This window comes from Fulvivirga sediminis, assembly GCF_016757215.1.
GTDB lineage: Bacteria > Bacteroidota > Bacteroidia > Cytophagales > Cyclobacteriaceae > Fulvivirga > Fulvivirga sediminis.
This window is the reverse complement of the sequence record NZ_JAESIY010000006.1, coordinates 231171-253636: the sequence shown is the minus strand read 5'-3', so window position 1 is coordinate 253636 and position 22466 is coordinate 231171. Positions and strand designations below refer to the sequence as shown.

Sequence of the window (22466 nt, the reverse complement as noted above, 5' to 3'; positions counted from 1 at the left end):
AGTATTATTTTTCTACACTTAAAGAATCTACTACTTCGCTAATCTTGTCGAAGATTTTATCAATGCTGCCTACTCCGTCAATAGCATTGTATTTCCCTTGCTCTTTGTAGTACTCAGAAACAGGAAGCGTTTCTTCTTGGTAAACGTTTATTCTATTGTTGATTTTTTCTTCATTTTGATCATCTGCGCGGCCAGATACTTTTCCTCTTTCTAGTAAACGGGTTCTTAGTTCTTCAAAAGGAACTTCCAACGCTATCATACCTGAAATAGGAGTGCCTTTGCCATCCATAAGTTTATCAAGAGCCTTTGCCTGGGTTACAGTTCGAGGGAAGCCGTCAAAAATAAAACCATTAACATCTTCTGTGTTTTTGATTTTATCATCTACCATGCCTATTACTACCTCATCAGGCACGAGATTTCCGTCATCCATATATTTCTGAGCAAGTTTACCTAGCTCAGTACCCTCTTTTAAATGTTTTCTAAAAAGGTCTCCCGTAGAAATGTGTGTGAGATTGTATTTGCTAATGAGCTTTTCGCTTTGAGTGCCTTTTCCTGCTCCCGGAGGGCCAAATAATACTATGTTTAGCATGGAGTTGTGTTTTTTTATAAATATAAGGGAAATTAAGGGATTAGTCTTTGAGTTGATAAATGTCTTTTAAGTTTCTTCCTAAGCCATCATAATCAAGACCATAACCTAGTACAAATTTTTCTGGTATGCTGAAGCCTATGTATTTTATCTTATCTCCTAAATCATTAGAGGCTGGCTTTTGTAATAGCGTAATCACTTCCACTGAGCTGGCACCCAGTGATATGAATTCTTCTAGAATTTTAGTGATAGTTCTGCCCGTGTCCACAATATCTTCAATGATAATTACATCTTTGTTAAAGATGGTTTCGTTCAGTCCTATGAGTTGCTTCACATTTCCAGTGCTTTCCATTTCCTCATAGCTAGCTACTTTTACAAAGGAGATCTCGCATGGGATCGCCACTTCTTTAAGTAAATCTGCAGCAAACATAAATGAGCCATTCAGGATAGCAATGAACAAGGGGCGTTTATCCTTATAATCACTATTAATGGAGGTGCCCAATTCTGCTATTCTGCTAGAAATTTCGCTTGCGCTGATGTATTCTACGAATTCTTTATCCTTTACAATCATAATAATCAATAAAAAAGCCTTTTGTCTCCAAAAGGCCTGCAAATATAAAAATTATATTTTAATAAGTCATGTTTCAGCGTGTCGCAGGGTGTATTCTTTGCCTTCTCGGCCATAATTTAACACTTATTTAAAGCACTTTCATTAAGTATTGATAGAAACGGATCATGCAGCTAATGTCATGCTTATGAACTTTTTCATGAGGTGAATGTACATTATCTTCAGCAGCGCCTATAAAACACCAGTCGAAAGGATAGGGTGATGTTTGTAGCTCTCGACCATCACTAGATCCACTTCCTTCCACTTCTAGTTGGAAGTCTATGCTAGACTCATGGGCATGCTGAATGATTTTCTGAATATAAGCTTTTCTAGGGATGTTGCGGTCTCTCATAGATATTACAACTCCCTTTCCAGGATGTACACCATCAGTTATCCATGTAATGTCAGAAATGAGTGCTTGTTTAATCTTCCACTTTTCATAGATAAACTTGGCCAGGTAAGGAACGGAGCCGCCGCCATGTTCTTCCCAGGTGCTGAACACAATGACTCCATCAGTAAGTGTTTCGGCGAGTTTTAGAACATTATAAACGCCTAGCCTATTGTCTAGGTAGCAAGATGAGATGTATTCTTCTGTTTCTTCAAACTCACATTTAAAAACCAGATCAGTACCTGTTTCGATGGGGCGGCCAAACTTATAAAATAGCTGATGGTCCTCGCTCACTTCCAGCTCACATTCTATTGGCCCGAGGTTATCCTGGCCAACTAGCTGATAGCCGGTTTGAGCGTCTGGGCCTCCAATGGGTACTAATTGGTTTTGATACCTGACAGTAAAACCAATGGAATCTATATGAGCAAAAACGGCTGTCCTTGGGGAGCCAAATTTCAGAATGATACAGTCCTGAAAGTCATCACCTTCATATATCTCTGGAGAACTTTTCCAAAGGTGTTTGTTATCATTAATATAGTCAAGTAGGAATTTTTTCATTAAACCTTCGTTCCCAGAAGGAGCATGGACTTGACAAAGGCTTTGTAATAATTTCATAAAAACTGAAATTTGATTATATAATTAAATTTAAGAGAATGATAACCGGTTAATTGTTTAATTTTACCCTACATTAAAAGTTATTAAATAATAAGAATTATAAATAAATATCGTCCAAACCATTAAATGCTGAATATTCTAAACCATTCACCATCCGCCATTAATCATTTCTTATACGAAATGCGGCATAAAGATATCCAAAAGGACCGAGCCAAATTTCGAAATAACTTAAAAAGGTTAGGAATGATCATGGCCTATGAAATATCCCGAGAGTTCACTTATTCAGCAAAGACAATAACTACCCCGCTGGCAGAGCACGAGGTGCAGCTAATGGATGATAAACCTGTATTGATAGGTGTGTTACGTGCAGCCACCCCGTTTTTGGATGGCTTTATTGATGTGTTTGATGATTCTGACGTGGGCTTTATTGGAGCTTATAGAGTACAGGAAGGTGAAGAGGTAGGAGCTACGCTCGAGTATAAAGCCACTAATTCTTTAGAAGGGAAGGTTGTGATTTTGGTAGATCCTATGTTAGCTACTGGTAAATCTGTGCTGACCTCGGTAAATACCTTGATAATGAGTGGGAAACCATCTCATGTGCACATAGCCGCAGCAGTGGCGGCACCGGAGGGAGTGAATTATATTTCTGAAAATCTAAAAGTTAAACACACCATTTGGACAGCGGCACTTGACGAAAAACTCAACGAAAAGTCATATATAGTGCCTGGACTGGGAGATGCAGGAGATCTTTGTTTTGGCCCTAAACTGTAAGTAAATTTCTATGTTATCAGAAATATCTGTACTGATAGTTGGCTTAATTATACTTATAGTAGGAGGAGATCTTTTAGTGCGAGGCGCATCTAGTATAGCCTTAAGATCACATATCTCTCCCTTAGTGGTGGGGCTTACTATTGTAGCTTTTGGAACTTCTGCTCCTGAACTTTTAATCAGCATTAAGGCTGCTTTGGGAGGGAGTCCAGATATGACCATGGGAAACGTAGTGGGGTCCAATATATGTAACCTTGGTTTGGTGCTAGGTATTACTGCCATGATAGCTCCTATTATGGTGAGGCCAGATAGTATAAGAATAGACTGGCCAGTGACAATGGGAAGTTCTTTACTATTATACTATGTGGTGAAGGAAGATGTGTCCATGATTAAGGCTTATGAGGGGGCCATATTCATACTGTTTCTTGTCATATATACTGTTTTCATTATAAGGAAATCCAGAAAAGAAACTAAAGCCAAGATATCTAAAAGTGAAGGTTTAGATATTCCTAAGGCCTCCAAAAGTTTATGGAAAGACGTTTTACTAATCTTAGCCGGTTGTTTAGGACTTTACTTTGGCTCTGAGTGGTTTGTAGGTGGGGCTAAAGAAATGGCAGGATTCCTTGGAGTAAGTGAAAGGGTGATAGGAATTACCGTTCTGGCTTTAGGGACTAGCCTTCCTGAGTTAGTGACTGCCATAGTGGCATCCTTAAAAAAACAGACTGATTTGGCCCTGGGAAACCTCATGGGATCGAACATTTTTAATATCCTTTCCATTTTAGGTATAACAAGTATTATAAAAAATATTCATGTTAGTGATCAGATTATACATCATGACATGGTAGCTATGCTATTATTAACACTGATATTATTTCCTCTTATGATTTATAAACGAGTGGTTGGGAGAATAGCAGGAGCTTTTTTGTTATGCTTGTATTTAGTATATACTTATACTGTAATTATTTGATGGAACCAGATATATTTAAGGTATTAAGCATTATTTTACTCACAATGCTAAAGTTTATAGCAGGGCCTACATTAGGTTTTGCAGGAGGGTTTAGTTTGCTTAATACTATTCTTATCACTATCACAGGCATGATGTGCAGTGTATTTCTTTTTACTTTTTTGGGTGATTTTCTTAGAGAAAAGGTGTTTGCCAGATTTTTCAAGAAAAAACGAAGATTCACGAAAAGAAGCCGTCAGTTTGTTACTATCTGGAAGAAGTATGGAATAGTAGGCGTAGCTGCTCTTACCCCTTTAATATTCACACCTATAGGAGGCACGATACTGCTTAGCAGTATGGGCACTCCTAAAAAAACTATCATTTTTGTAATGTTACTCAGTGCTATATTTTGGGCCTGTTTCTTCTCTAGTATCATTCATTTTTTTGGAATGAAAATTCTGCCAGAATTTATGCAGTAATTTTTCTTATTCCTGATCTTCGTCTGACAGCATTTCGATATCCTGAATAAGTACAGATTTTGATATTTTCTGGCCGGTAGGTGTGGTAGCTAATCCACCTAGAGCAGTTTCTTTGTAGCGAGCTTCCATACTTTGCCCTACTTCACCCATTGCGTCTACACATTCATCTACAGGAATCACTCCGCTTAAATTTGCCAGAGCCATTTGTGCAGATGAATTAGCAATGGCTGCAGCGCTTGCGTTTCGGACCACGCAAGGTACTTCTACCAGGCCGGCTACGGGGTCACAGACTAACCCCAGCATGCATTGAATAGTGATGGCTACAGCATTGAAAATCTGATCCACATCTCCTCCCAGGCAGTATACTATAGCTCCAGATGCCATAGCGGCAGCACTGCCGGTCTCTGCCTGGCAGCCTCCGACAGCTCCTGCCAGTGATGCTTTTTGTTCTATAATAAGTGCTATGCCTGCTCCAATTAGCAAACCCTCTAGGATTTTCTGATCATCGAGGCCATGAATTTCTTGTAAAGTATAAAGAACACCGGGTAGAATGCCTGAGGCGCCAGCAGTAGGGGCAGCTACTATTCTTCCCATGCAAGAATTGACTTCTTTAGCCGCTAATGCTCTTGAAATAAGATTTTGAAATTCTTTTGATAACACTACTTGCTGGTGTTGAAAAACTTTTTTAGCTCCATTGTTGATCATTCCGGAGCGAGAACTCATATCTTCATTAAGGCCAGTTTCTACCGCTTCTTTCATTACTCCATATGCTTTTTGTAGGCCTGCCCATATTTCGTCAGGTATGCGCCCTTTCTGTTCCTGCTCGTAATCAAGAACAGTTTCGTGGAGCTTTAAATCGTGCTCAGCGCAGTATTTTTTCCAGCTTGCAAAGTCATTGAACAAAAAAGCCATATTATTTTTCGTTTAGGGTATTGAAATTATATTCAAAGGTATCATTAGGAGAGACACATCTGCAAATAGATAGCATACTATATAAAATTTTAGTGGAATATAGACTTTAGAAGTGTGATGATATGCCAAAAAAGAAAAGGCCGTCACAAACTAGTTGAGTGACGGCCTTTCTTATATGTTATTATCTAATGGGATTATCCATTCATAGAAATAAGGAATTCTTCGTTATTTCTGGTTCCTTTCATTTTAGAAAGTAAGAAATCCATAGCCTCATTAGAGTTCATGTCAGACATAAACTTGCGTAGGATCCATACTCTTTGAAGTTCTTCTTCAGAAAGTAATAAATCTTCTCTACGAGTACCAGAAGCAGGTACATCAATAGCAGGATAAACTCTTTTGTTAGAAAGTTTTCTATCCAGTTGAAGTTCCATGTTACCAGTTCCTTTAAATTCTTCAAAGATTACTTCATCCATTTTAGATCCTGTTTCTATTAGAGCAGTAGCTATAATAGTTAATGACCCTCCATTCTCTACATTTCTTGCAGCTCCAAAGAATCTTTTAGGTTTGTGAAGAGCATTAGCATCAACACCACCTGATAATATTTTACCTGATGAAGGTACAGTAGTGTTATAAGCTCTTGCAAGTCTGGTGATGGAATCAAGTAGAATAACTACATCATGACCACACTCTACCATTCTCTTTGCTTTCTCTAATACCATGCTGGAAACCTTCACGTGTCTCTCTGCTTGCTCATCAAAAGTTGAAGATACTACCTCTGCTTTTACGCTTCTGGCCATATCGGTAACCTCTTCAGGTCTTTCATCTATTAATAATATGATGAGATAGCACTCAGGATGGTTTTCAGCAATAGCATTTGCTATATTTTTAAGTAGTACCGTTTTACCTGTTTTAGGTTGTGCTACTATCATACCTCTTTGTCCTTTTCCTATTGGAGAGAAAAGGTCAAGAATACGTGCTGAATAGTTATCAGCCTTAGAGCTTAACTTAATTTTTTCTTCTGGAAATAGAGGCGTTAGGTACTCAAAAGGAACCCTGTCTCTTATTTCTTCAGTAGTCTTTCCGTTTACATTTTCTACCCTAAGTAGAGCAAAATATTTTTCCCCTTCTTTTGGAGGTCTGATTTGTCCTTTTACAGTATCACCAGTTTTAAGACCAAATAATTTGATTTGGGAAGGCGAAACGTAAATATCATCAGGGCTGGCAAGGTAATTATAGTCAGAAGAACGCAAGAAACCATATCCATCTTGCATGATTTCCAGTACACCTTCATTTTCGATTACCCCATCGAAATCGCGTACATTACCTTCTTTCTTCTTACCTCTGTTATTGTTGTTGTTATTATTGCTGTGACTTTCGCCTTTGCTGTCATTGTTATCTTTCGCTTTAACTTCAGCTTTCTCCTTATTTTCATTAGGAGCGGGCTTGCGTTCTCTGCGAGGTTTGTTTTCTTCAGCACTTTCCTTTTCCTTATCCTCTTTAGGTTTAGGAGCAGTCGCTTCTTTTTTAGGGTTTTCGTCAAAAGAAGTGATTTTATCATCTATCTCTATGTTAAAAGACTCAAGAAGCTCTTCAGCTGAAAGATCTGTATCTTTCTTGTCTTTTTTTTGAGCTTTTACATTTTCTCTTTTTCTAGGTCTTTTTGCTTTTTCTTCCTTAGGAGTTTCTGTAGCGCTGGTGGTTTTGCTATCGGAAGCTTTTTTCTTGGGTAGGTCGCTTTCGGGAGTTACGGCTTGCTGATCGAGTATTTTGTAGATTAACTCCTGCTTAGAAAGCCTTTTGTAGTTTTTCAGGCCTAGTTCCTCCGCTATCTCCTTGAGCTCTGAAAGAAGCCTTACGTTCAATTCTTCAATGGTGTACATAAATTCTTAGTGCTGAATTCTTTTTAAAATAAATGGGTAAATTTTAACAATTAACATGAGTTGTATCTTAATACGAACACTTGATTAAAGTGAATCTGTAGCTATTGAGTAGCTTATAAGATTGTTTCTAGATGGTATATTGAGTTGTTAGAAAAAATAAGCTTTAATGAATCGGAATGTCTTTTAAAGCTTCTTTAAAGTTATCTTTGATAATGCAATATTATACTAACCGCGCTCAATTGTCAAATTTTTATCACTAAATAATTATTCTTGAAGAGAAAAAGTGCGTTTTTACTTTGAAAATCCCTTATTTTTGCCACTGTTTTTAATATAATATTATGCTACAGGTAACCTATATTCGGGAAAATAAGGACCAAGTAATTGCTGGTCTCGGAAAAAGAAAGTTTGCAAACGCAGAAGATGTCATTAATGAAGTGTTAGAACTTGATGACTTAAGAAAGTCTACACAGCAGAAACATGACGAAGCTCAGTCGGAATCAAACGCGCTTTCCAAGGAAATAGGTACTCTTATGAAAGCCGGCAAGAAGGATGAGGCTGAAGAAATAAAACAAAAAACGGCGGACCTAAAAGTACAGGTTAAGGACCATGGAGAGAGGCTTACACAGTATGAAAGCGATTTAAAGGCTTTGTTATATAAAATACCTAATGTTCCTAATAACGACGTGCCTGAGGGGGCCGGAGAAAATGATAACGTTACGGTAGAGCAACATGGAGATGTGCCTGAACTTTTTGAAGGAGCATTGCCTCATTGGGAGCTCATAAAGAAGTATGATATCATTGATTTTGAGCTGGGAAATAAAATAACCGGAGCAGGCTTTCCTGTATATAGAGGCAAAGGAGCTCGTTTGCAGCGCTCTTTGGTTAACTATTTTCTAGATAAAGCGGTGGAAGCAGGTTATATGGAAGTGCAACCTCCAATTCTTATCAATGAAGAAAGTGGATATGGTACTGGTCAGCTTCCGGATAAGGATGGTCAGATGTACTTCGTGAGAGAAGAGAATTTCTACTTAATACCTACAGCAGAAGTGCCTATTACTAATATGTACAGAGATGTAATAGTTAATAGTGATGATTTACCTATTAAGCATGTTGGTTTTACACCTTGCTTCAGAAGAGAAGCCGGCTCATGGGGGGCTCATGTGCGTGGTTTGAATAGACTTCATCAGTTTGATAAGGTGGAAATTGTTGAAATTCATCATCCTGATGACTCTTACGCAGCTCTTGAAAGAATGTGTAATCATGTAAAAGGTCTGTTAGAAAGCCTTAATCTGCCATACCGTGTGCTTAATTTGTGTGGAGCAGATTTATCATTTACTTCTGCTCAGACATTTGATATGGAAGTGTTCTCTGCTGCGCAGCAAAAATGGCTGGAGGTAAGTTCTGTAAGTAACTTTGAGACTTATCAGGCCAATAGGCTTAAGTTGAGATGTAAAGGGAAAGATAATAAGAGCTTCTTTTTGCATACTCTAAATGGTAGTGCATTAGCTTTACCTAGAATTTTAGCGGCTATTTTAGAAAACAATCAGACTGAAGATGGAATTAAAATTCCAGAGGTATTAGTGCCTTACACTGGTTTTGATTCAATTAACTAATTTATAATACTTAAGATGGAGGGGGAATTCGCCATCCATCAATTTTTACTGGTAGATGTTTTTTACTTGTTCTAAATTTAGGTTCAATTCCAAGTTGACTATGAACATGAAACATCTATCAGTTTTTTTATTCCTACCATTATTAATTATATCCTGTAAAAAGAAGAAAGAGGTGGAAGATAACAAATTAACTTATCCTGAAACTGCAACGGTAGATACTGTAGATAACTATTTTGGAGAGAACGTACCAGATCCTTACCGATGGTTAGAAGATGATCAATCTGAAGCTACCAAGAGTTGGGTGAAAGCAGAAAACGAGGTCACTTTTGGCTATCTGAATAAAATCCCTTTTAAAGAAGATATAAAAGGCAGGTTGGAAGAGCTTTTTAATTATGAAAGGGTTTTCGCTCCTGCTAAACATGGAGATTATTACTATTTCTATAAAAATGACGGCCTGCAAAATCAGAATGTGCTTTATAGAAAAAAGGGTGAAGACGGTGAAGCAGAGGTTTTTTTAGATCCTAACAAATTTACTGAAGATGGCACTATTTCTTTAGCAGGTGCTTCTTTTACTAAAGATGGGTCTCTGTTTGGGTATCTCATTTCTGAAGGAGGTTCTGATTGGAGAAAGGCCATAGTTTTAAATGCTGAAACTAAAGAGCAGGTAGGGGACACTCTTAAGGATATTAAATTTAGCGGAATAGCCTGGAAAGGGACGGAGGGGTTTTACTACAGTAGTTATGATAAGCCGAAAGAAGGCTCTACATTATCAGGTAAAACCCAGCTTCATAAATTGTATTATCATAAAATAGGAACCCCTCAAGCTGATGATGAACTAATTTTTGGAGGTGAGCAGACACCAAGAAGGTATATTGGGGCTTACCTTACTGAAGATCAAAGGTTTCTTGTCATTAGTGCTGCTGAAAGGACCAGTGGCAATGAACTTTACATAAAAGATTTGAGTAAGCCCGATAGTGAAATTCAACCTATTGTTGAGGGCTATGATAGTGAACAATCTGTATTACTTAATGACGGAGATCGACTGATTATAAGTACTAATCTACATGCACCAAACGGTAAGTTAGTTGAAGCGGATATTGCTAATCCGACACCGGATTACTGGAAAGATCTGATTCCTGAAACAGAAAATGTGCTATCAGCTGGCAGTGCTGGAGGGAAAATATTTGCTGATTATATGATAGATGCTAAAACAGCGGTGAAACAATATGATCTTCATGGGAATTTTGAACATGAGATTGAGCTGCCAGGCATTGGTTCTGCCTATGGTTTTGAAGGTAAAGCAGAAGACAAGGAACTCTATTACACTTTTACCTCATTTACTTACCCTTCTACTATTTTTAAATATGATATAGCATCAGGTAAATCAACCTTATATCAGCAGGCTAATGTGGATTTTAATCCAGAGGATTATGAGACCAAGCAGGTTTTTTATAATAGTAAAGATGGTACGAAAGTGCCTATGTTTATAGTTCATAAAAAAGGGCTAGAACTAGATGGTAAAAATCCAACTTACTTATATGCTTATGGGGGGTTCAATGTTAGTCTTACACCTTCTTTCAGTACTAGCCGTATAGTGTGGTTAGAAAATGGAGGGGTTTATGCGCAGCCTAGCCTTAGGGGAGGAGGTGAGTATGGACAAGAGTGGCATAAGGCAGGTACCAAAATGCAGAAGCAAAATGTATTTGATGACTTTATTGCTGCGGGTGAATATTTAATAGAGAATAAATATACCTTTCATGATTATTTGGCGATATCTGGGGGTTCTAATGGAGGACTATTGGTAGGGGCTACCATGACTCAACGTCCGGATTTGGCGAAAGTGGCCTTTCCTGCAGTAGGTGTAATGGATATGCTAAGGTATCATACCTTTACCGCCGGAGCTGGTTGGGCATATGATTATGGTACTGCCGAAGATTCAAAGGAAATGTTTGAGTACCTATATGGCTACAGTCCGGTGCATAATGTGAGGGAGAATGTTGAGTACCCTGCTACTATGGTTACTACCGCTGATCATGATGATAGGGTGGTGCCAGCGCATTCGTTTAAATTTGCGGCTGAGCTTCAAAAACACCAAGTTGGAGATAATCCTGTATTGATAAGAATAGAAACGGATGCGGGGCATGGAGCAGGAAAGCCAATAGCTAAAATTATAGAAGAGGAAGCAGATAAATACGCTTTTGCTTGGTATAATATGGGTTACACTCCTCAGTTTGAGAACAAGAATGAATAAATAATGATCAGAGAAGGGAGAATAGAAGACCTGCCACAGGTATTGGCACTAATAAAAGAGCTGGCTGTTTATGAAAAGGCTGGTGAAGAGGTAGAAAATACCGTTGAGCAAATGGAAAGAGATGGCTTTGGCCCGAATCCAGCTTATGGGTTATTTGTAGCAGAGTCTGAGAAAGGTGATATTGTAGGTATAGCCATCTATTATTATCGTTATTCTACCTGGAAAGGCAGGAGAATATATTTAGAAGATATTGTAGTTACGGAAAGTGAAAGAGGTAACGGCTTGGGCAAGAAGCTTTTTGATACTGTAATAGCCAAAGGAAAAGAAGAAAAATGTACAGGAATGGTATGGCAGGTTCTAGATTGGAACGAACCTGCCATTAATTTTTACAAAAAATACTATGATGCAGATTTAGATTCTGAGTGGATTAACTGCAGCATAAATTTTTAAAATTTCAACTATAAACGATGTGCTCAAAAGGAACATCTACCATGTCGGCAATCTCTTTGCCTAGCTCTGCCATGTCTTCATCTTCAGGATCATATTTCCACCTTACCATGATCTGGTTGCCGAAAATGAAGAATTTGTTGAGCTCAAATAGAATATCCAAGAGCATTTTTGTGGAAGAAGTATTGAGATACTCCATTTCTAAGTCTAGAAAGGTCTCTTTCTGAGGACTTTGGAAATAGGTTCTTAGCCACCCTATTATAGCCTGATGAAAGGGGGCCGTGTCTTCCATGAATGATCTGCCTACTATAGATAACTTGCCTGAAGAGTAGTCCAGAAAAACTTTCGGACTGTCTTCGGTTGATTCTAGGTATAATGCATTCATGAAACAAAAGTAGGAAGAAATTGTAAAATTCATTTGAAAGTAAGTATTTTTTATATACTTAAATCAGAAGAATTAATCAACTTGTTGTAGTAACGTCCTGAATGCTACGTGTTTATCTTTGTAGTTTTTGTGTAACAGTTGAACTATAGAAGGAGCATGATTATCTAAATAATCGACCACCTTATCTACACTTTCTGTAAAGTATTGAAAAGAGTAAGAAACACTGGCTTCTTCGTCTTGACCCAAAACTTTATAAATCTGGCAATCTTTAAACAAACCTGTCGCCATTACCTTTGGAATATAAGTTGCCTTCATCCATGATAGCCACTCTTGCTCTACATCGCTGTCAATACCTATAGTTACGTTATAAAGAACCATGATTAATTATGTAAAATGATTAAATATTTAAAATTATTAATCTCAATTGCGAAAATTCTTTTGCAAAGCCAAAATTATGATTATTTTCATAGATTATGGCTTTATTATTTTACAAAAAAAGGCCTCTAAATTATTTCTATTTTGTGTTCATACTAGTGTTTATGGCAGGGTGCCATCAAACTACAAATGAAAGTAATGAACCGGAAGAAGAAGAGATTCCGACTGTTAGACCAGTTGATTTTGATCTTGAAGAAATTAGGAAAAGAGGCTCTATTATAGCTATTGTGGATAATAGCTCAACAGGCTATTTTCTATACAGAGGCCGCCCTATGGGGTATGAATATGATTTACTTTCTCTCTATGCTAAACAAATAGGGGTAACACTTGAAATAAAAGTTACACCCAGTATAGATGAGGCATTTGAAATGCTTAATAATGGAGAAGGAGATATCATTGCTTACTCTTTGGCTATAACCAGGGCTAGAAAAGAAATAGTTGATTTCACTCATAGTCATTATAGTACCCGGCAGGTGCTGGTACAGCGCAAGCCTAGAAATTGGAGGAGGATGACCCGTGAAGAGATCGATAAAAAGCTTATCAGAAATCAGGTAGATCTTATAGGTAAGGAGGTAAACGTGCGTAAGAGCTCATCTTTTGTAGATAGGCTGCAGAATCTTTCTGATGAAATAGGTGGAGATGTGCTAATTATTGAAGAACAAGACAGTGCTGAAGCAGAGGAGTTGATCAGAGAAGTAGCCTTTTCAGAAATAGATTATACCATTTCTGATGAAACGGTGGCCCTTGTAAATGCTTCTTATTATCCTATTTTGGATGTGAGAACGGCTATTAGTTTTCCTCAGCAGATTGCCTGGGCCGTGCGTAAAAATTCTGATGAGCTACTTACTTCTTTAAATGATTGGATAGCTCAAATAAAAAGGAAGCCTACTTTCAATATTATTTATAATAAGTATTTTAAAAGTCCCAGAGCTTCGTTAATTCGAGCTAAAAGTAGCTATTCTTCTATGGGAGGAGAGAAAATCAGCATTTATGATGATATTATAAAAGTAGCAGCAGATAGCATTGGGTGGGATTGGCAATTATTGGCAGCTCAGATATATCAGGAGTCACATTTTGATCCTAATGCAGAATCTTGGGCTGGGGCTATAGGTCTTATGCAGATAGTACCCGAAACGGGAGAGAGGTATGGCGCTACAGATTTAACTGACCCGATAGATAATATTATGGCTGGAGTGCATTTACTCAGATTTTTAGATGACCTATGGTCTAAAACCATTAAGGATGCCGATGAGAGAATCAAATTTGTGCTAGCCAGTTATAATGTTGGTCTGGGCCATGTGGTAGATGCACGCGAATTAGCTAAGAAGTATGGCCGAGATCCGGTTACCTGGGACCATAATGTGGAGTATTTCCTTTTAATGAAGTCTAAGCCAGAGTTTTTTCGTGACCCTGTTGTTAAGTCTGGTTATTGCCGTGGTGAAGAACCTGTCAATTATGTGAAGGAAATCTTAAGCAGGTATCAACAATATAGGCAGCTGATATCTACATAGAAGGTAGTTGGTTGATTATTGATTCAAAATCGAGGTGCTCCCATTGGCTTTCAAGATTAGGGGAAGCCATCACTTTATCCATAATAGAGGCCTGAAGCTTACCCAATGCCGCTGCTTTAGAATATCTGATGTTTTCGTTGAAAGTGACCATGGAATAAATAGGAATCCATTTTTCTGGATATAGCTCATTCAGTTTTGCTTCTATTTTTTTACGTAGAAGAAAATCGTTATCTGCTACATGATCTCGCATTTCGATGAAATTCTTGAGGGCCAGATCTGAAATAGCATTGGCATCAGGAGTTCTCATTTGGCTATATTCAGGAAGAGCTAAATCCCAATTATCTTCAAATTGGGTAAGTAAATCATTTAAAACTCTACAATCTTCAAAACCGCAGTTCATGCCCTGACCATAAAAAGGAACTATGGCATGTGCTGCATCTCCAATCAATAATGAACGATTTTTATACCATGGAGAGGATCTTACCGTGACTAGCGCAGAAGTAGGGTTGCTGTGAAAATCATTCAACAGGTCAGGCATCAGTTCATAAGCATCAGGGAATTCTTTCTTAAAGAAATTTATAATGGCCTCGTCAGAGTGCAGCTGATCAAAGGACTGGTCGCCTTCAAAAGGGAAGAATAGCGTACAGGTAAAGCTGCCATCCAGATTAGGGAGGGCGATTAGCATAAAATTTCCTCTAGGCCATATGTGTAATGAATTTTTATCTATTTTAAAATCATTGGTTGATGAGGGAGGAATCGATAGCTCTTTATAGCCATGTTCCAAATACTGCTGTGAATAATTGAAGCGGGAAGTGTGCTCCATTGCTTGCCTGATAACAGAAAAGGCACCATCTGCACCAATTATAATGTCAGAAGATATCTTTTTATCATTCAAGAGAAGAATGTTGTTATTTAAGTCTACTTCCTTACATTTTTGGTTGAAGAATACTTCAACGCCAGTGGCTTCTGCAGCATCTAGCAATAATGAGTTTAATCCACTTCTAGAGATAGAGTAAATGGCTTGTCCGCTTTTTCCATAAGGTTGAAAAGTTAACTCTCCTTTCTCATTGTGCATCATTCTGCCTTTCATAGGAATGGTCAGCTTTTCTGCTTTTTCTTTTAAGCCCACCTCCTGTAGCGGTAGCCAGCCTCTATTACTAAGAGCCAGGTTGATGGATCTTCCAGCAGAAATATCTGCTTTTCTAAGGTCAGGCCTGCTTTCGAATAATGAAACTTTATAGCCTCTTTTGGCCAGGTATACGGACATTAGACTGCCTACTAAGCCGGCACCTACAATAGATATTTTTTCAACTTTATTCATTGGGTACAGCTTGTTTTAAGATGTCATAAAATCGGTATACTTCTGAAAAGGTATTATAAAGGGGTACGGGAGCTACTCTGATGGCATTGGGTTCGCGCCAGTCAGCTACTACGCCTGCTTCTGTAAGTTGATTAAAGGCGGCTTTGCCATTCTTTTTAGCTTCTAATGACAGCTGGCAACCTCTTTCGGCGGGGTTCTCAGGTGTTATTATCCGGATACCCTCTAATTTTTTTAACAAAAACTCAAGAAAGCCAGTAAGCTCGATGCTCTTTTTTCTTAGGGCTTCCATACCTGCCTTGTCGAATATTTCCAAGGCCGCTAAGTTTATAGCGCTGCTCATAATGTTAACGTTGCTCGTTTGCCATCCATCGGCGCCGGGCATGGGTTTGAAGCCTTTTTCCATTTTAAATCGGGAGCTTTCATCGTGGCCCCACCAGCCCGCCAGGCGAGGAGTATCTGGGTTGAGGCCGTGCTTGTCATGAACAAATATGCCGCTGATTCCACCTGGCCCAGAGTTTAAATATTTGTAAGTGCACCAGGCGGCAAAGTCAACCTCATCATCATGAAGTGAAAGAGGAACATTGCCTGCAGCATGTGCTAAGTCAAAGCCAGCAATTGCACCCACTTTGTGAGTTGCTTCGGTAATTTCTTTTATAGGAAAGAATTGACCGGTGTAATATTGTACTGCTCCAAAAAGCACCAGTGCAAGCGAATCTCCTGCTTCATCGATGGCGCTGTTAATATCATCTATGTCTAAGGTATTCTTCCCTTCTTTAGGGTGTACCTCGATCAAAGCGTCTTCATAATCAAAGCCATGCAATTTTATCTGACTTTCTACAGCATATTGATCTGAAGGAAAAGCTCCTGCTTCCATGATGATCTTATACCTTTCTTTTGTTGGTCTGTAAAAAGAGATGAGCAAAAGATGGAGGTTAGTGGTAAGGCTATTCATAGAAACCACCTCGGAGGGGTTAGCCCCCATTATTTTAGAAAGTGTCTCTTTGCTGAATTTGTGATATTCAAACCAAGGTCTTTTGTTGGAATGAAAATGACCTTCTACACCTAGTGTGGCCCAACCTTCTAATTCTTCGTTTACATATTTTGCTGTGGTTTTGGGCTGAAGTCCCAGACTGTTGCCTGTAAAGTAAATACTGGCTTTGCCGTTGAGCTCAGGGATGTGAAATTGATCTCTGAAGTCTTTGAGAGAATCTATTTGGTCTTTATGTTGAGCAAATTCTAAAGAATCCTGATAGTCCATGGCTTTTACTTTTAACTCAATATTACCCAAAAATTTTCATCTGTGCGCCCTTGATAATGCCTTCGTGTTTTAAAAGCCATTCTTTCTTATCTAAGCCTCCGGCGAAACCAACTAGTTGGCCATCTTTACCTATTACGCGGTGACAAGGGATTATAATCGGTAACTTGTTCTTGCCATTTGCCGTGCCTGCAGCTCTTATACATTTGACATCTCCCAACCTGAGGGCAAGTTCAGAATATGAAATAGTTTTTCCATAAGGTATTTTTGTGAGTTCAGACCATACTTTATTTTGAAAGGCGGTTCCATTGAGCAGCAAAGGGACGGTAAAAGTTTTGAGGGTGCCTTTAAAGTATTGATCCAGTTCAGCAATGCAATGATCAATTACGTTGCTTTTTTTACTTTCTGATGGATCAATATCAGAAGGATTAAAAGTGATCGATAAAAGGCTTTCTTCATTAGCTTCAATACAAAGGGGGCCAACAGGAGATTGAAATAGTTTCTTCATTAACCTATTAAACAAATTTTTTGTCAGATTCCATTACATGGCCGCAGTTATCACAGGTCCGCAGCTTTTCAGAACTATAAAACTCTTTGAACCTGGGTAGAAAGTCTGTTTCAATATTATGAAGAGGAAAATAGGTTTCGTGTAGTTTGTGGTTGCATTTTTCACAATACCAGAGAAGGCCATCGGTAAAATTCTCGTCTCTTTTTCGCTCTATGACTAGCCCTACACTTCCGGCAGATCTGATAGGAGAGTGAGGTACTTTGGCAGGGTTAAGGTACATTTCACCTTCACTGATAGGTATATCTACGGCTTTTCCATCTTCCTGTATTTTCACCATTATGTCGCCCTCTAGCTGATAAAAAAGCTCTTCGGTTTCATTATAATGGTAATCTTTTCGAGCATTAGGTCCACCTACTATCATTACAATATAATCACCGGCATCTGCGTATAAGTTTTTATTGCCTACCGGAGGTTTTAAGAGGTCTCGATTTTCCTCTATCCACTTTTTAAGGTTAAAAGGTCTTTTAATAGCCATTATATTTCTAATTAATAAAATGATTATTGAACCAGTAAGCGGGGTTCGGCTTCCTGTTCATTTATTCTTAAATTTAGTGAATTTTGAACCTAAAAGAACATAAATAGTCATGGATATAGATTTAAGAGGCAAAAGAGCATTGGTTTGTGGTAGTACTCAGGGGATAGGTAAAGCTACAGCCATTGAGCTAGCCAGCTTAGGAGCTCACATTACCTTAGTAGCTCGAGATGAAAATAAGTTGCAAGAAGTGCTAGATGAGTTGCCTGTGGTAGGAGACCCTCAGCACCATTATATATGTGCTGATTTTGATGATCCTGAAAGCTTGAAAAATGGCGTTAATGCTTATCTCGTAAAAGAAAACGATATTCATATACTCATAAACAATACAGGAGGTCCGGCTGGGGGTGCAGCCATTGATGCTGAACTGGATGAGTTCACTCAAGCTTTTAAGAGACATTTGATATGTAACCAAATTTTAGCTCAGGCAGTAGTGCCATCAATGAAGAGTTTGGGTTATGGAAGAATTATTAACGTTATTTCTACCTCTGTAAAAGTGCCTATTCCAGGTCTTGGGGTTTCTAATACCATAAGAGGTGCAGTGGCTAATTGGTCAAAAACACTATCGTTGGAATTGGGATCATATGGTATTACTGTAAATAATATACTGCCTGGGTTTACAGAGACCGCTCGTCTTAGGTCCATCATCAGTAATAATGCTAAGAAGAATGGTATAAGTGAGGCTGAAGTTGAAGATAATATGAAACAGGGAGTTCCTGCACAAAGATTTGGTGAGGCATCTGAAACGGCAGCAGCAATAGCTTTTTTGGCTAGTCCAGCAGCAGCTTATATTAATGGTGTTAACCTCCCTGTAGATGGCGGCCGGTTAGGCTGCCTTTGATGGAGATTGTTTAAATTTTCAGTAACAATGCAGAAAATACAGAACTATATAGATGGAGAGTTAAATGATTCTTTGTCAAGGAATTATATTGATAACTATAACCCTTCAGAAGGGTCAGTGTATAGTTTGATTCCTGATTCTGACGAAAGAGATGTGCAATTGGCGGCAAAGGCAGCTGTCAGAGCTTTTCCTGTTTGGTCTGCTATGCCTGTGGCAGAACGCGCTGCATTGTTAATGAAAATTGCAGATTTAATAGAAAGAGATCATAACTTACTGGCTAAGGCAGAATGCATTGATAATGGTAAGCCATTGTCATTAGCTCGGTCTGTAGATATACCCAGGGCGAGTAGTAATATGCGCTTTTTTGCCAGTGCTGTACTTCATTTTTCTTCAGAATCTCACCTTACAGATGATAAGGCTATTAACTATACTACTAGAAAGCCAGTGGGGGTGGCAGGTTGTATTTCTCCATGGAACCTGCCTTTATATCTGTTTACCTGGAAAATAGCGCCAGCTCTGGCTGCAGGTAATACGGTAGTCGCTAAGCCTTCGGAGGTAACTCCCATGACTGCTTATCTCTTTTCAAAAATATGCATAGAAGCCGGTTTGCCAGCCGGAGTATTAAATATAGTGCACGGGTTAGGGGCAAAAGTAGGACAAGCTATAGTAGCGCATCCAGATATACCGCTTATTTCATTTACGGGAGGTACCACTACGGGTAAGGCTATCGCTGCTGCCGCAGCTCCAATGTTTAAGAAGTTGTCATTAGAGCTGGGAGGTAAAAATCCCAATATTATTTTTGATGATTGTGATTTACAAAATACTATCGAAGTCTCATTAAGGTCATCATTTTCTAATCAAGGCCAAATTTGCTTATGTGGATCAAGGATACTTGTTCAGAGCGGCATTTATAATCAATTTTTAAAGCAATTTGTAGACCGAGTGGCTGCACTGAAGGTGGGAGACCCGATGGAATCAGGTTCTGATATTGGGGCTGTAGTTTCGCAGGCTCATATGAATAAAGTATTAGCTTATATAGATTTGGCAAGGAAAGAAGGAGGTGAAATTCAATGTGGAGGACAGCAGGTGAAAGTATCAGGAAGATGTGAGAAGGGCTATTTTATAGCACCAACTGTAATCACCGGTTTAGATTATACCTGCAAAGTAAATCAAGAAGAGATATTTGGGCCTGTGGTAACTGTGATGCCATTTGATAGTGAAGAGGAGGTAGTTAATTATGCTAATAGTACGGTCTATGGACTTTCTGCTACTATTTTTACTGATAGCTTGAAGCGAGCCCATCGAGTTGCTGATGAACTCAAATGTGGTATAGTTTGGGTTAATTGCTGGTTATTGAGAGATTTGAGAACTCCTTTTGGAGGGGTTAAACAATCTGGTGTAGGTCGTGAGGGAGGGGAAGAGGCTTTAAGGTTTTTTACGGAGGCGAAGAATGTATGTGTTTCTTTAAAATAAAAGCAGGTTTTAGTGTTTCAAGCCTGCTTTTATTTTATTTCTAAATATTTTTTTTAGAATTTCTCTACTTCAGCAAAGAAGAATTTTCCTTCAATCTCAGCATTCTCATCAGAGTCTGAGCCATGTATTGCATTAGCTTCGATAGATTCTGCGAAAATTGCTCTGATAGTGCCTTCGGCAGCCTCTTTAGGGTTAGTAGCACCAATCAGTTTTCTGAAATCCTCTACTGCGTTGTCTTTTTCTAGTATCATAGGTACAATAGCGCCTGAAGACATATAAGTAGTAAGGTCGTTATAAAACGGTCTTTCTTTATGTACTTCATAAAACTGACCTGCTCTTTCTTTAGTAAGCAAGGCCTTTTTCATTGCTACAATTTTAAAACCTGCTTCTTCAATCATTTTAATGATTGCTCCTGTATTACCTGCACCTACTGCATCAGGCTTTATCATTGTGAAAGTTCTGTTTCCAGCCATAGTTGAATTTGTGTTTTGTTGATCTCAGGCAAAGCTAAAAACAATATTGAAATAAACGTTCTCTATGTTGTTAAAATCCTGCTTTTTGATAATCGTGGGTAGGTATTTTGTATATGAATGATTTTATTATCAATTTTGCCGTTTACCAAAACTTAAACCAGCCTTTTCTATAGGCAGAGATAAGCAACAATGCAAAATCTGGAAGCTTTTAAAACGCTCATCAGTACTCCGAAGAAGGTGGTTATTACTACACACCATAAGCCAGATGCTGATGCGTTGGGATCATCTTTAGGTTTAGCTGAGTATCTAAAAATGAAGGGACACGATGTTACCGTGATCACTCCCACTGATTATGCGGATTTTTTAACCTGGATGAAAGGTAATGATCAGGTTATAGTGTATGATGAGGGGAATGAGGAGGAGTCATGTCAACTCATTAAAGAGGCTGATATAATATTTTGTCTGGACTTTTCAAGTTTGCAAAGAATCAATGGTCTTGGAGATAAAGTGACGGAGGCACAGTGCGTGAAGGTGCTTATTGACCATCATCTTGAACCTGAAGACTTTGCAGACTTTCAAATGTGGAGTACAGATGCAGCGGCTACGGCGGAGCTTATTTATGATCTTATTCATATGTTAGGTGATGAGTCATTAATCAGTAAAGATATGGCGGAAGCTTTATACGCTGGTATTATGACAGATACAGGAGGTTTCAAGCATTCTAACACTACACGTCATGTGTTTAGAGTATGCGGGGAGCTGGTAGATAAAGGAGCTGATGCGGCTAAAGTTTCTAAACTGGTATATGATACGAACAGTTTGGATAAACTGAAATTCTTAGGCTACGCACTTAGTGAAAGGCTTACTGTAATGCCAGAGTTAAACACCGCTTACTTTGCTATATCTACTGAAGATCTGGAACAATTTCGGTCAAGAACAGGAGATACAGAAGGTCTGGTGAATTATGCACTTTCTATAGAAGGAATTAAGTTTGCCGCACTGATGATAGATAGGACAGATGTAGTTAAAATTTCTTTCAGATCTGTGGGAGGATTTTCTGCGAATGAATTTGCGCGCAAGCATTTTGAAGGAGGTGGTCATAAAAATGCCGCCGGTGGTAAATCTGATCTGTCTTTGGAAGAGACAGTGGATAAGTTTAAACAACTTCTCAACGAATATAAAAACGAATTAAGTAACCCTATAAATACATACGCTTAGATGATTAACAAAGTAAACCTAATGTTGGCGCTATTAATGGCAGTAGTCTTGCAATCTTGCGGACAAAAGGAAAAACAAACTGCTTCTGGTCTTACCTATACTGTCTTGGAAAAAGGAGATGGTGAAGTGATTAAAGATAGCCTCTTTCTTGTATTGAACATGTCATACAAAGATGATAATGATTCTACTTGGATGACTACCGCTGAAAAGGAGATCCCAGCCATCGTACCCAAAAATGATTCTATTTGGAGTTCTAGCCAGGGCAGTATTGAAGAAATATTAAATGAACTGAGTGTAGGAGACAGTGTTAGTTTTCAAATTAGCATTGCAGACTTTTTTGCTAACAGTGTAAAATCACCAGTTCCTCCTACTGTAAATAAAGAAGGTACACTTACTTTTAATATAGGAGTAGAAAAAGCAATGACTCAGGAGGAGTTTATGGCATGGAGACAAGAAATGATGCAAAAGCAACAAGCAAAAATGGCCGAAGAAGCAGACGCACAGTTAGAAACTGATGTTAAAATTATAGAAGAGTACCTTGCTGAAAATAATATTGAAGCAGAGAAAACTGAGTCTGGCTTATATTATGTAATTAAGGAAGAAGGCAGTGGAGATAAGCCTGAAGTAGGAGAAACAGTGTCTGTGAACTACGCAGGTCATGTATTAAACGGTCCTTATTTTGATACTAGCATTGAGTCTGTAGCGAAAGAACAAGGTATTTATAATGAAGACAGACCTAATGGGTATGGTCCTTTAGAATTTCCTTTAGGAAAAGGACGAGTTATAAAAGGATGGGATGAAGGCGTTGCTTTATTGAATGAAGGCGGAAAAGCTACCTTATATATCCCTTCAGGATTAGCTTATGGTCCACGTCAAAGAAGTGAAGAGATCACAGCTAATGCTATTTTAGTGTTTGATGTAGAATTGGTAGATATTAAGTCTGCTGACGATAAATAAAAAATATT

At 38.5% G+C, this 22466-nt stretch carries 23 protein-coding genes; 11 read left to right on the top strand and 12 right to left on the bottom strand.

The genetic code is table 11. The annotated features are described in order from the left end of the window. Positions 1-4 precede the first annotated feature (4 nt). The 3 genes from JL102_RS12650 to JL102_RS12640 form a co-directional block, all read right to left on the bottom strand. On the bottom strand, positions 5-589 hold the full coding sequence (locus tag JL102_RS12650; RefSeq protein ID WP_202244783.1) for an adenylate kinase: 585 nt from the start codon (positions 587-589) through the stop codon (positions 5-7). A 40-nt stretch (positions 590-629) separates the two neighbouring features. Then, positions 630-1157, bottom strand: a complete 528-nt coding sequence (gene hpt / locus JL102_RS12645; protein WP_202244782.1) for a hypoxanthine phosphoribosyltransferase — start codon at positions 1155-1157, stop codon at positions 630-632. A 127-nt stretch (positions 1158-1284) separates the two neighbouring features. Continuing rightward, a complete protein-coding gene (locus JL102_RS12640; RefSeq protein WP_202244781.1) occupies positions 1285-2196 on the bottom strand; it encodes a M20/M25/M40 family metallo-hydrolase in 912 nt (303 codons plus the stop codon). A gap of 126 nt (positions 2197-2322) precedes the next feature. Here JL102_RS12640 and upp point away from each other — a divergent pair, with 126 nt between their 5' ends. The 3 genes from upp to JL102_RS12625 are packed head-to-tail and all read left to right on the top strand — an operon-like array spanning position 2323 to position 4386. Continuing rightward, a complete protein-coding gene (gene upp, locus JL102_RS12635; RefSeq protein ID WP_202244780.1) occupies positions 2323-2967 on the top strand; it encodes a uracil phosphoribosyltransferase in 645 nt (214 codons plus the stop codon). 10 nt (positions 2968-2977) lie between these two features. Further along, positions 2978-3931, top strand: a complete 954-nt coding sequence (locus JL102_RS12630) for a calcium/sodium antiporter (RefSeq protein ID WP_202244779.1) — start codon at positions 2978-2980, stop codon at positions 3929-3931. Continuing rightward, positions 3931-4386, top strand: a complete 456-nt coding sequence (locus JL102_RS12625) for a hypothetical protein (RefSeq protein ID WP_202244778.1) — start codon at positions 3931-3933, stop codon at positions 4384-4386. Before JL102_RS12630 ends, JL102_RS12625 begins: the two co-directional genes overlap by 1 nt. 6 nt (positions 4387-4392) lie before the next feature. Here JL102_RS12625 and sdaAA read toward each other — a convergent pair whose 3' ends face one another. Both sdaAA and rho read right to left on the bottom strand, forming a co-directional pair. Beyond that, positions 4393-5298 (bottom strand): L-serine ammonia-lyase, iron-sulfur-dependent, subunit alpha, encoded by a 906-nt coding sequence (gene sdaAA, locus JL102_RS12620; protein WP_202244777.1) that lies wholly within the window; start codon positions 5296-5298, stop codon positions 4393-4395. Positions 5299-5492: 194 nt separating this feature from the next. After that, a complete protein-coding gene (gene rho / locus JL102_RS12615; protein ID WP_202244776.1) occupies positions 5493-7178 on the bottom strand; it encodes a transcription termination factor Rho in 1686 nt (561 codons plus the stop codon). Positions 7179-7516: 338 nt separating this feature from the next. Between rho and serS the strand changes: the two genes are divergently transcribed. The 3 genes from serS (at position 7517) to JL102_RS12600 (ending at position 11492) form a co-directional block, all read left to right on the top strand. Continuing rightward, complete coding sequence (gene serS / locus JL102_RS12610) at positions 7517-8791, top strand: serine--tRNA ligase (protein WP_202244775.1); 1275 nt, start codon at positions 7517-7519, stop codon at positions 8789-8791. 106 nt (positions 8792-8897) lie between these two features. Then, positions 8898-11042, top strand: coding sequence for a prolyl oligopeptidase family serine peptidase (locus JL102_RS12605; protein WP_202244774.1), 2145 nt, complete (start codon positions 8898-8900; stop codon positions 11040-11042). A gap of 3 nt (positions 11043-11045) precedes the next feature. After that, a complete protein-coding gene (locus JL102_RS12600) occupies positions 11046-11492 on the top strand; it encodes a GNAT family N-acetyltransferase (RefSeq protein ID WP_202244773.1) in 447 nt (148 codons plus the stop codon). A gap of 4 nt (positions 11493-11496) precedes the next feature. Here the strand turns inward: JL102_RS12600 and JL102_RS12595 are convergent, their stop codons facing one another. Further along, on the bottom strand, positions 11497-11874 hold the full coding sequence (locus JL102_RS12595; protein ID WP_202244772.1) for a DUF1987 domain-containing protein: 378 nt from the start codon (positions 11872-11874) through the stop codon (positions 11497-11499). A gap of 72 nt (positions 11875-11946) precedes the next feature. Further along, the gene (locus tag JL102_RS12590; RefSeq protein ID WP_202244771.1) at positions 11947-12252 is read right to left on the bottom strand and encodes a DUF4286 family protein; all 306 of its coding nucleotides are present in this window, start codon (positions 12250-12252) and stop codon (positions 11947-11949) included. 161 nt (positions 12253-12413) lie between these two features. Here JL102_RS12590 and JL102_RS24020 point away from each other — a divergent pair, with 161 nt between their 5' ends. After that, complete coding sequence (locus JL102_RS24020; protein ID WP_202244770.1) at positions 12414-13820, top strand: MltF family protein; 1407 nt, start codon at positions 12414-12416, stop codon at positions 13818-13820. Here the strand turns inward: JL102_RS24020 and JL102_RS12580 are convergent. Genes JL102_RS12580 through JL102_RS12565 form a run of 4 tightly spaced genes read right to left on the bottom strand, consistent with a single transcriptional unit; the run spans position 13813 to position 17439 of the window. Continuing rightward, positions 13813-15141, bottom strand: a complete 1329-nt coding sequence (locus JL102_RS12580) for an FAD-dependent oxidoreductase (RefSeq protein WP_202244769.1) — start codon at positions 15139-15141, stop codon at positions 13813-13815. The two genes, JL102_RS24020 and JL102_RS12580, sit on opposite strands and share 8 nt — an antisense overlap. Further along, positions 15134-16399, bottom strand: a complete 1266-nt coding sequence (gene kynU, locus JL102_RS12575) for a kynureninase (protein WP_202244768.1) — start codon at positions 16397-16399, stop codon at positions 15134-15136. Before kynU ends, JL102_RS12580 begins: the two co-directional genes overlap by 8 nt. Before the next feature lie 22 nt (positions 16400-16421). After that, complete coding sequence (locus JL102_RS12570) at positions 16422-16904, bottom strand: methylated-DNA--[protein]-cysteine S-methyltransferase (RefSeq protein ID WP_202244767.1); 483 nt, start codon at positions 16902-16904, stop codon at positions 16422-16424. Between the two features lie 7 nt (positions 16905-16911). Next, positions 16912-17439: a 3-hydroxyanthranilate 3,4-dioxygenase gene (locus tag JL102_RS12565; protein ID WP_202244766.1), complete on the bottom strand. Its 528-nt coding sequence runs from the start codon at positions 17437-17439 to the stop codon at positions 16912-16914. Between the two features lie 109 nt (positions 17440-17548). On the opposite strand from JL102_RS12565, the gene JL102_RS12560 reads away from it, so the two are divergent. Next, the gene (locus JL102_RS12560) at positions 17549-18337 is read left to right on the top strand and encodes an SDR family oxidoreductase (protein WP_202244765.1); all 789 of its coding nucleotides are present in this window, start codon (positions 17549-17551) and stop codon (positions 18335-18337) included. A gap of 27 nt (positions 18338-18364) precedes the next feature. Then, positions 18365-19810 (top strand): aldehyde dehydrogenase, encoded by a 1446-nt coding sequence (locus JL102_RS12555; protein WP_202244764.1) that lies wholly within the window; start codon positions 18365-18367, stop codon positions 19808-19810. Between the two features lie 53 nt (positions 19811-19863). On the opposite strand, the gene JL102_RS12550 is transcribed toward JL102_RS12555, so the two are convergent. Beyond that, positions 19864-20283: a nucleoside-diphosphate kinase gene (locus tag JL102_RS12550; RefSeq protein ID WP_202244763.1), complete on the bottom strand. Its 420-nt coding sequence runs from the start codon at positions 20281-20283 to the stop codon at positions 19864-19866. A gap of 189 nt (positions 20284-20472) precedes the next feature. Here JL102_RS12550 and JL102_RS12545 point away from each other — a divergent pair, with 189 nt between their 5' ends. Together JL102_RS12545 and JL102_RS12540 are read left to right on the top strand one after the other, a co-directional pair. Further along, positions 20473-21501, top strand: coding sequence for a DHH family phosphoesterase (locus tag JL102_RS12545; RefSeq protein ID WP_202244762.1), 1029 nt, complete (start codon positions 20473-20475; stop codon positions 21499-21501). Next, the gene (locus JL102_RS12540; RefSeq protein ID WP_202244761.1) at positions 21502-22458 is read left to right on the top strand and encodes an FKBP-type peptidyl-prolyl cis-trans isomerase; all 957 of its coding nucleotides are present in this window, start codon (positions 21502-21504) and stop codon (positions 22456-22458) included. Positions 22459-22466 lie beyond the last annotated feature (8 nt).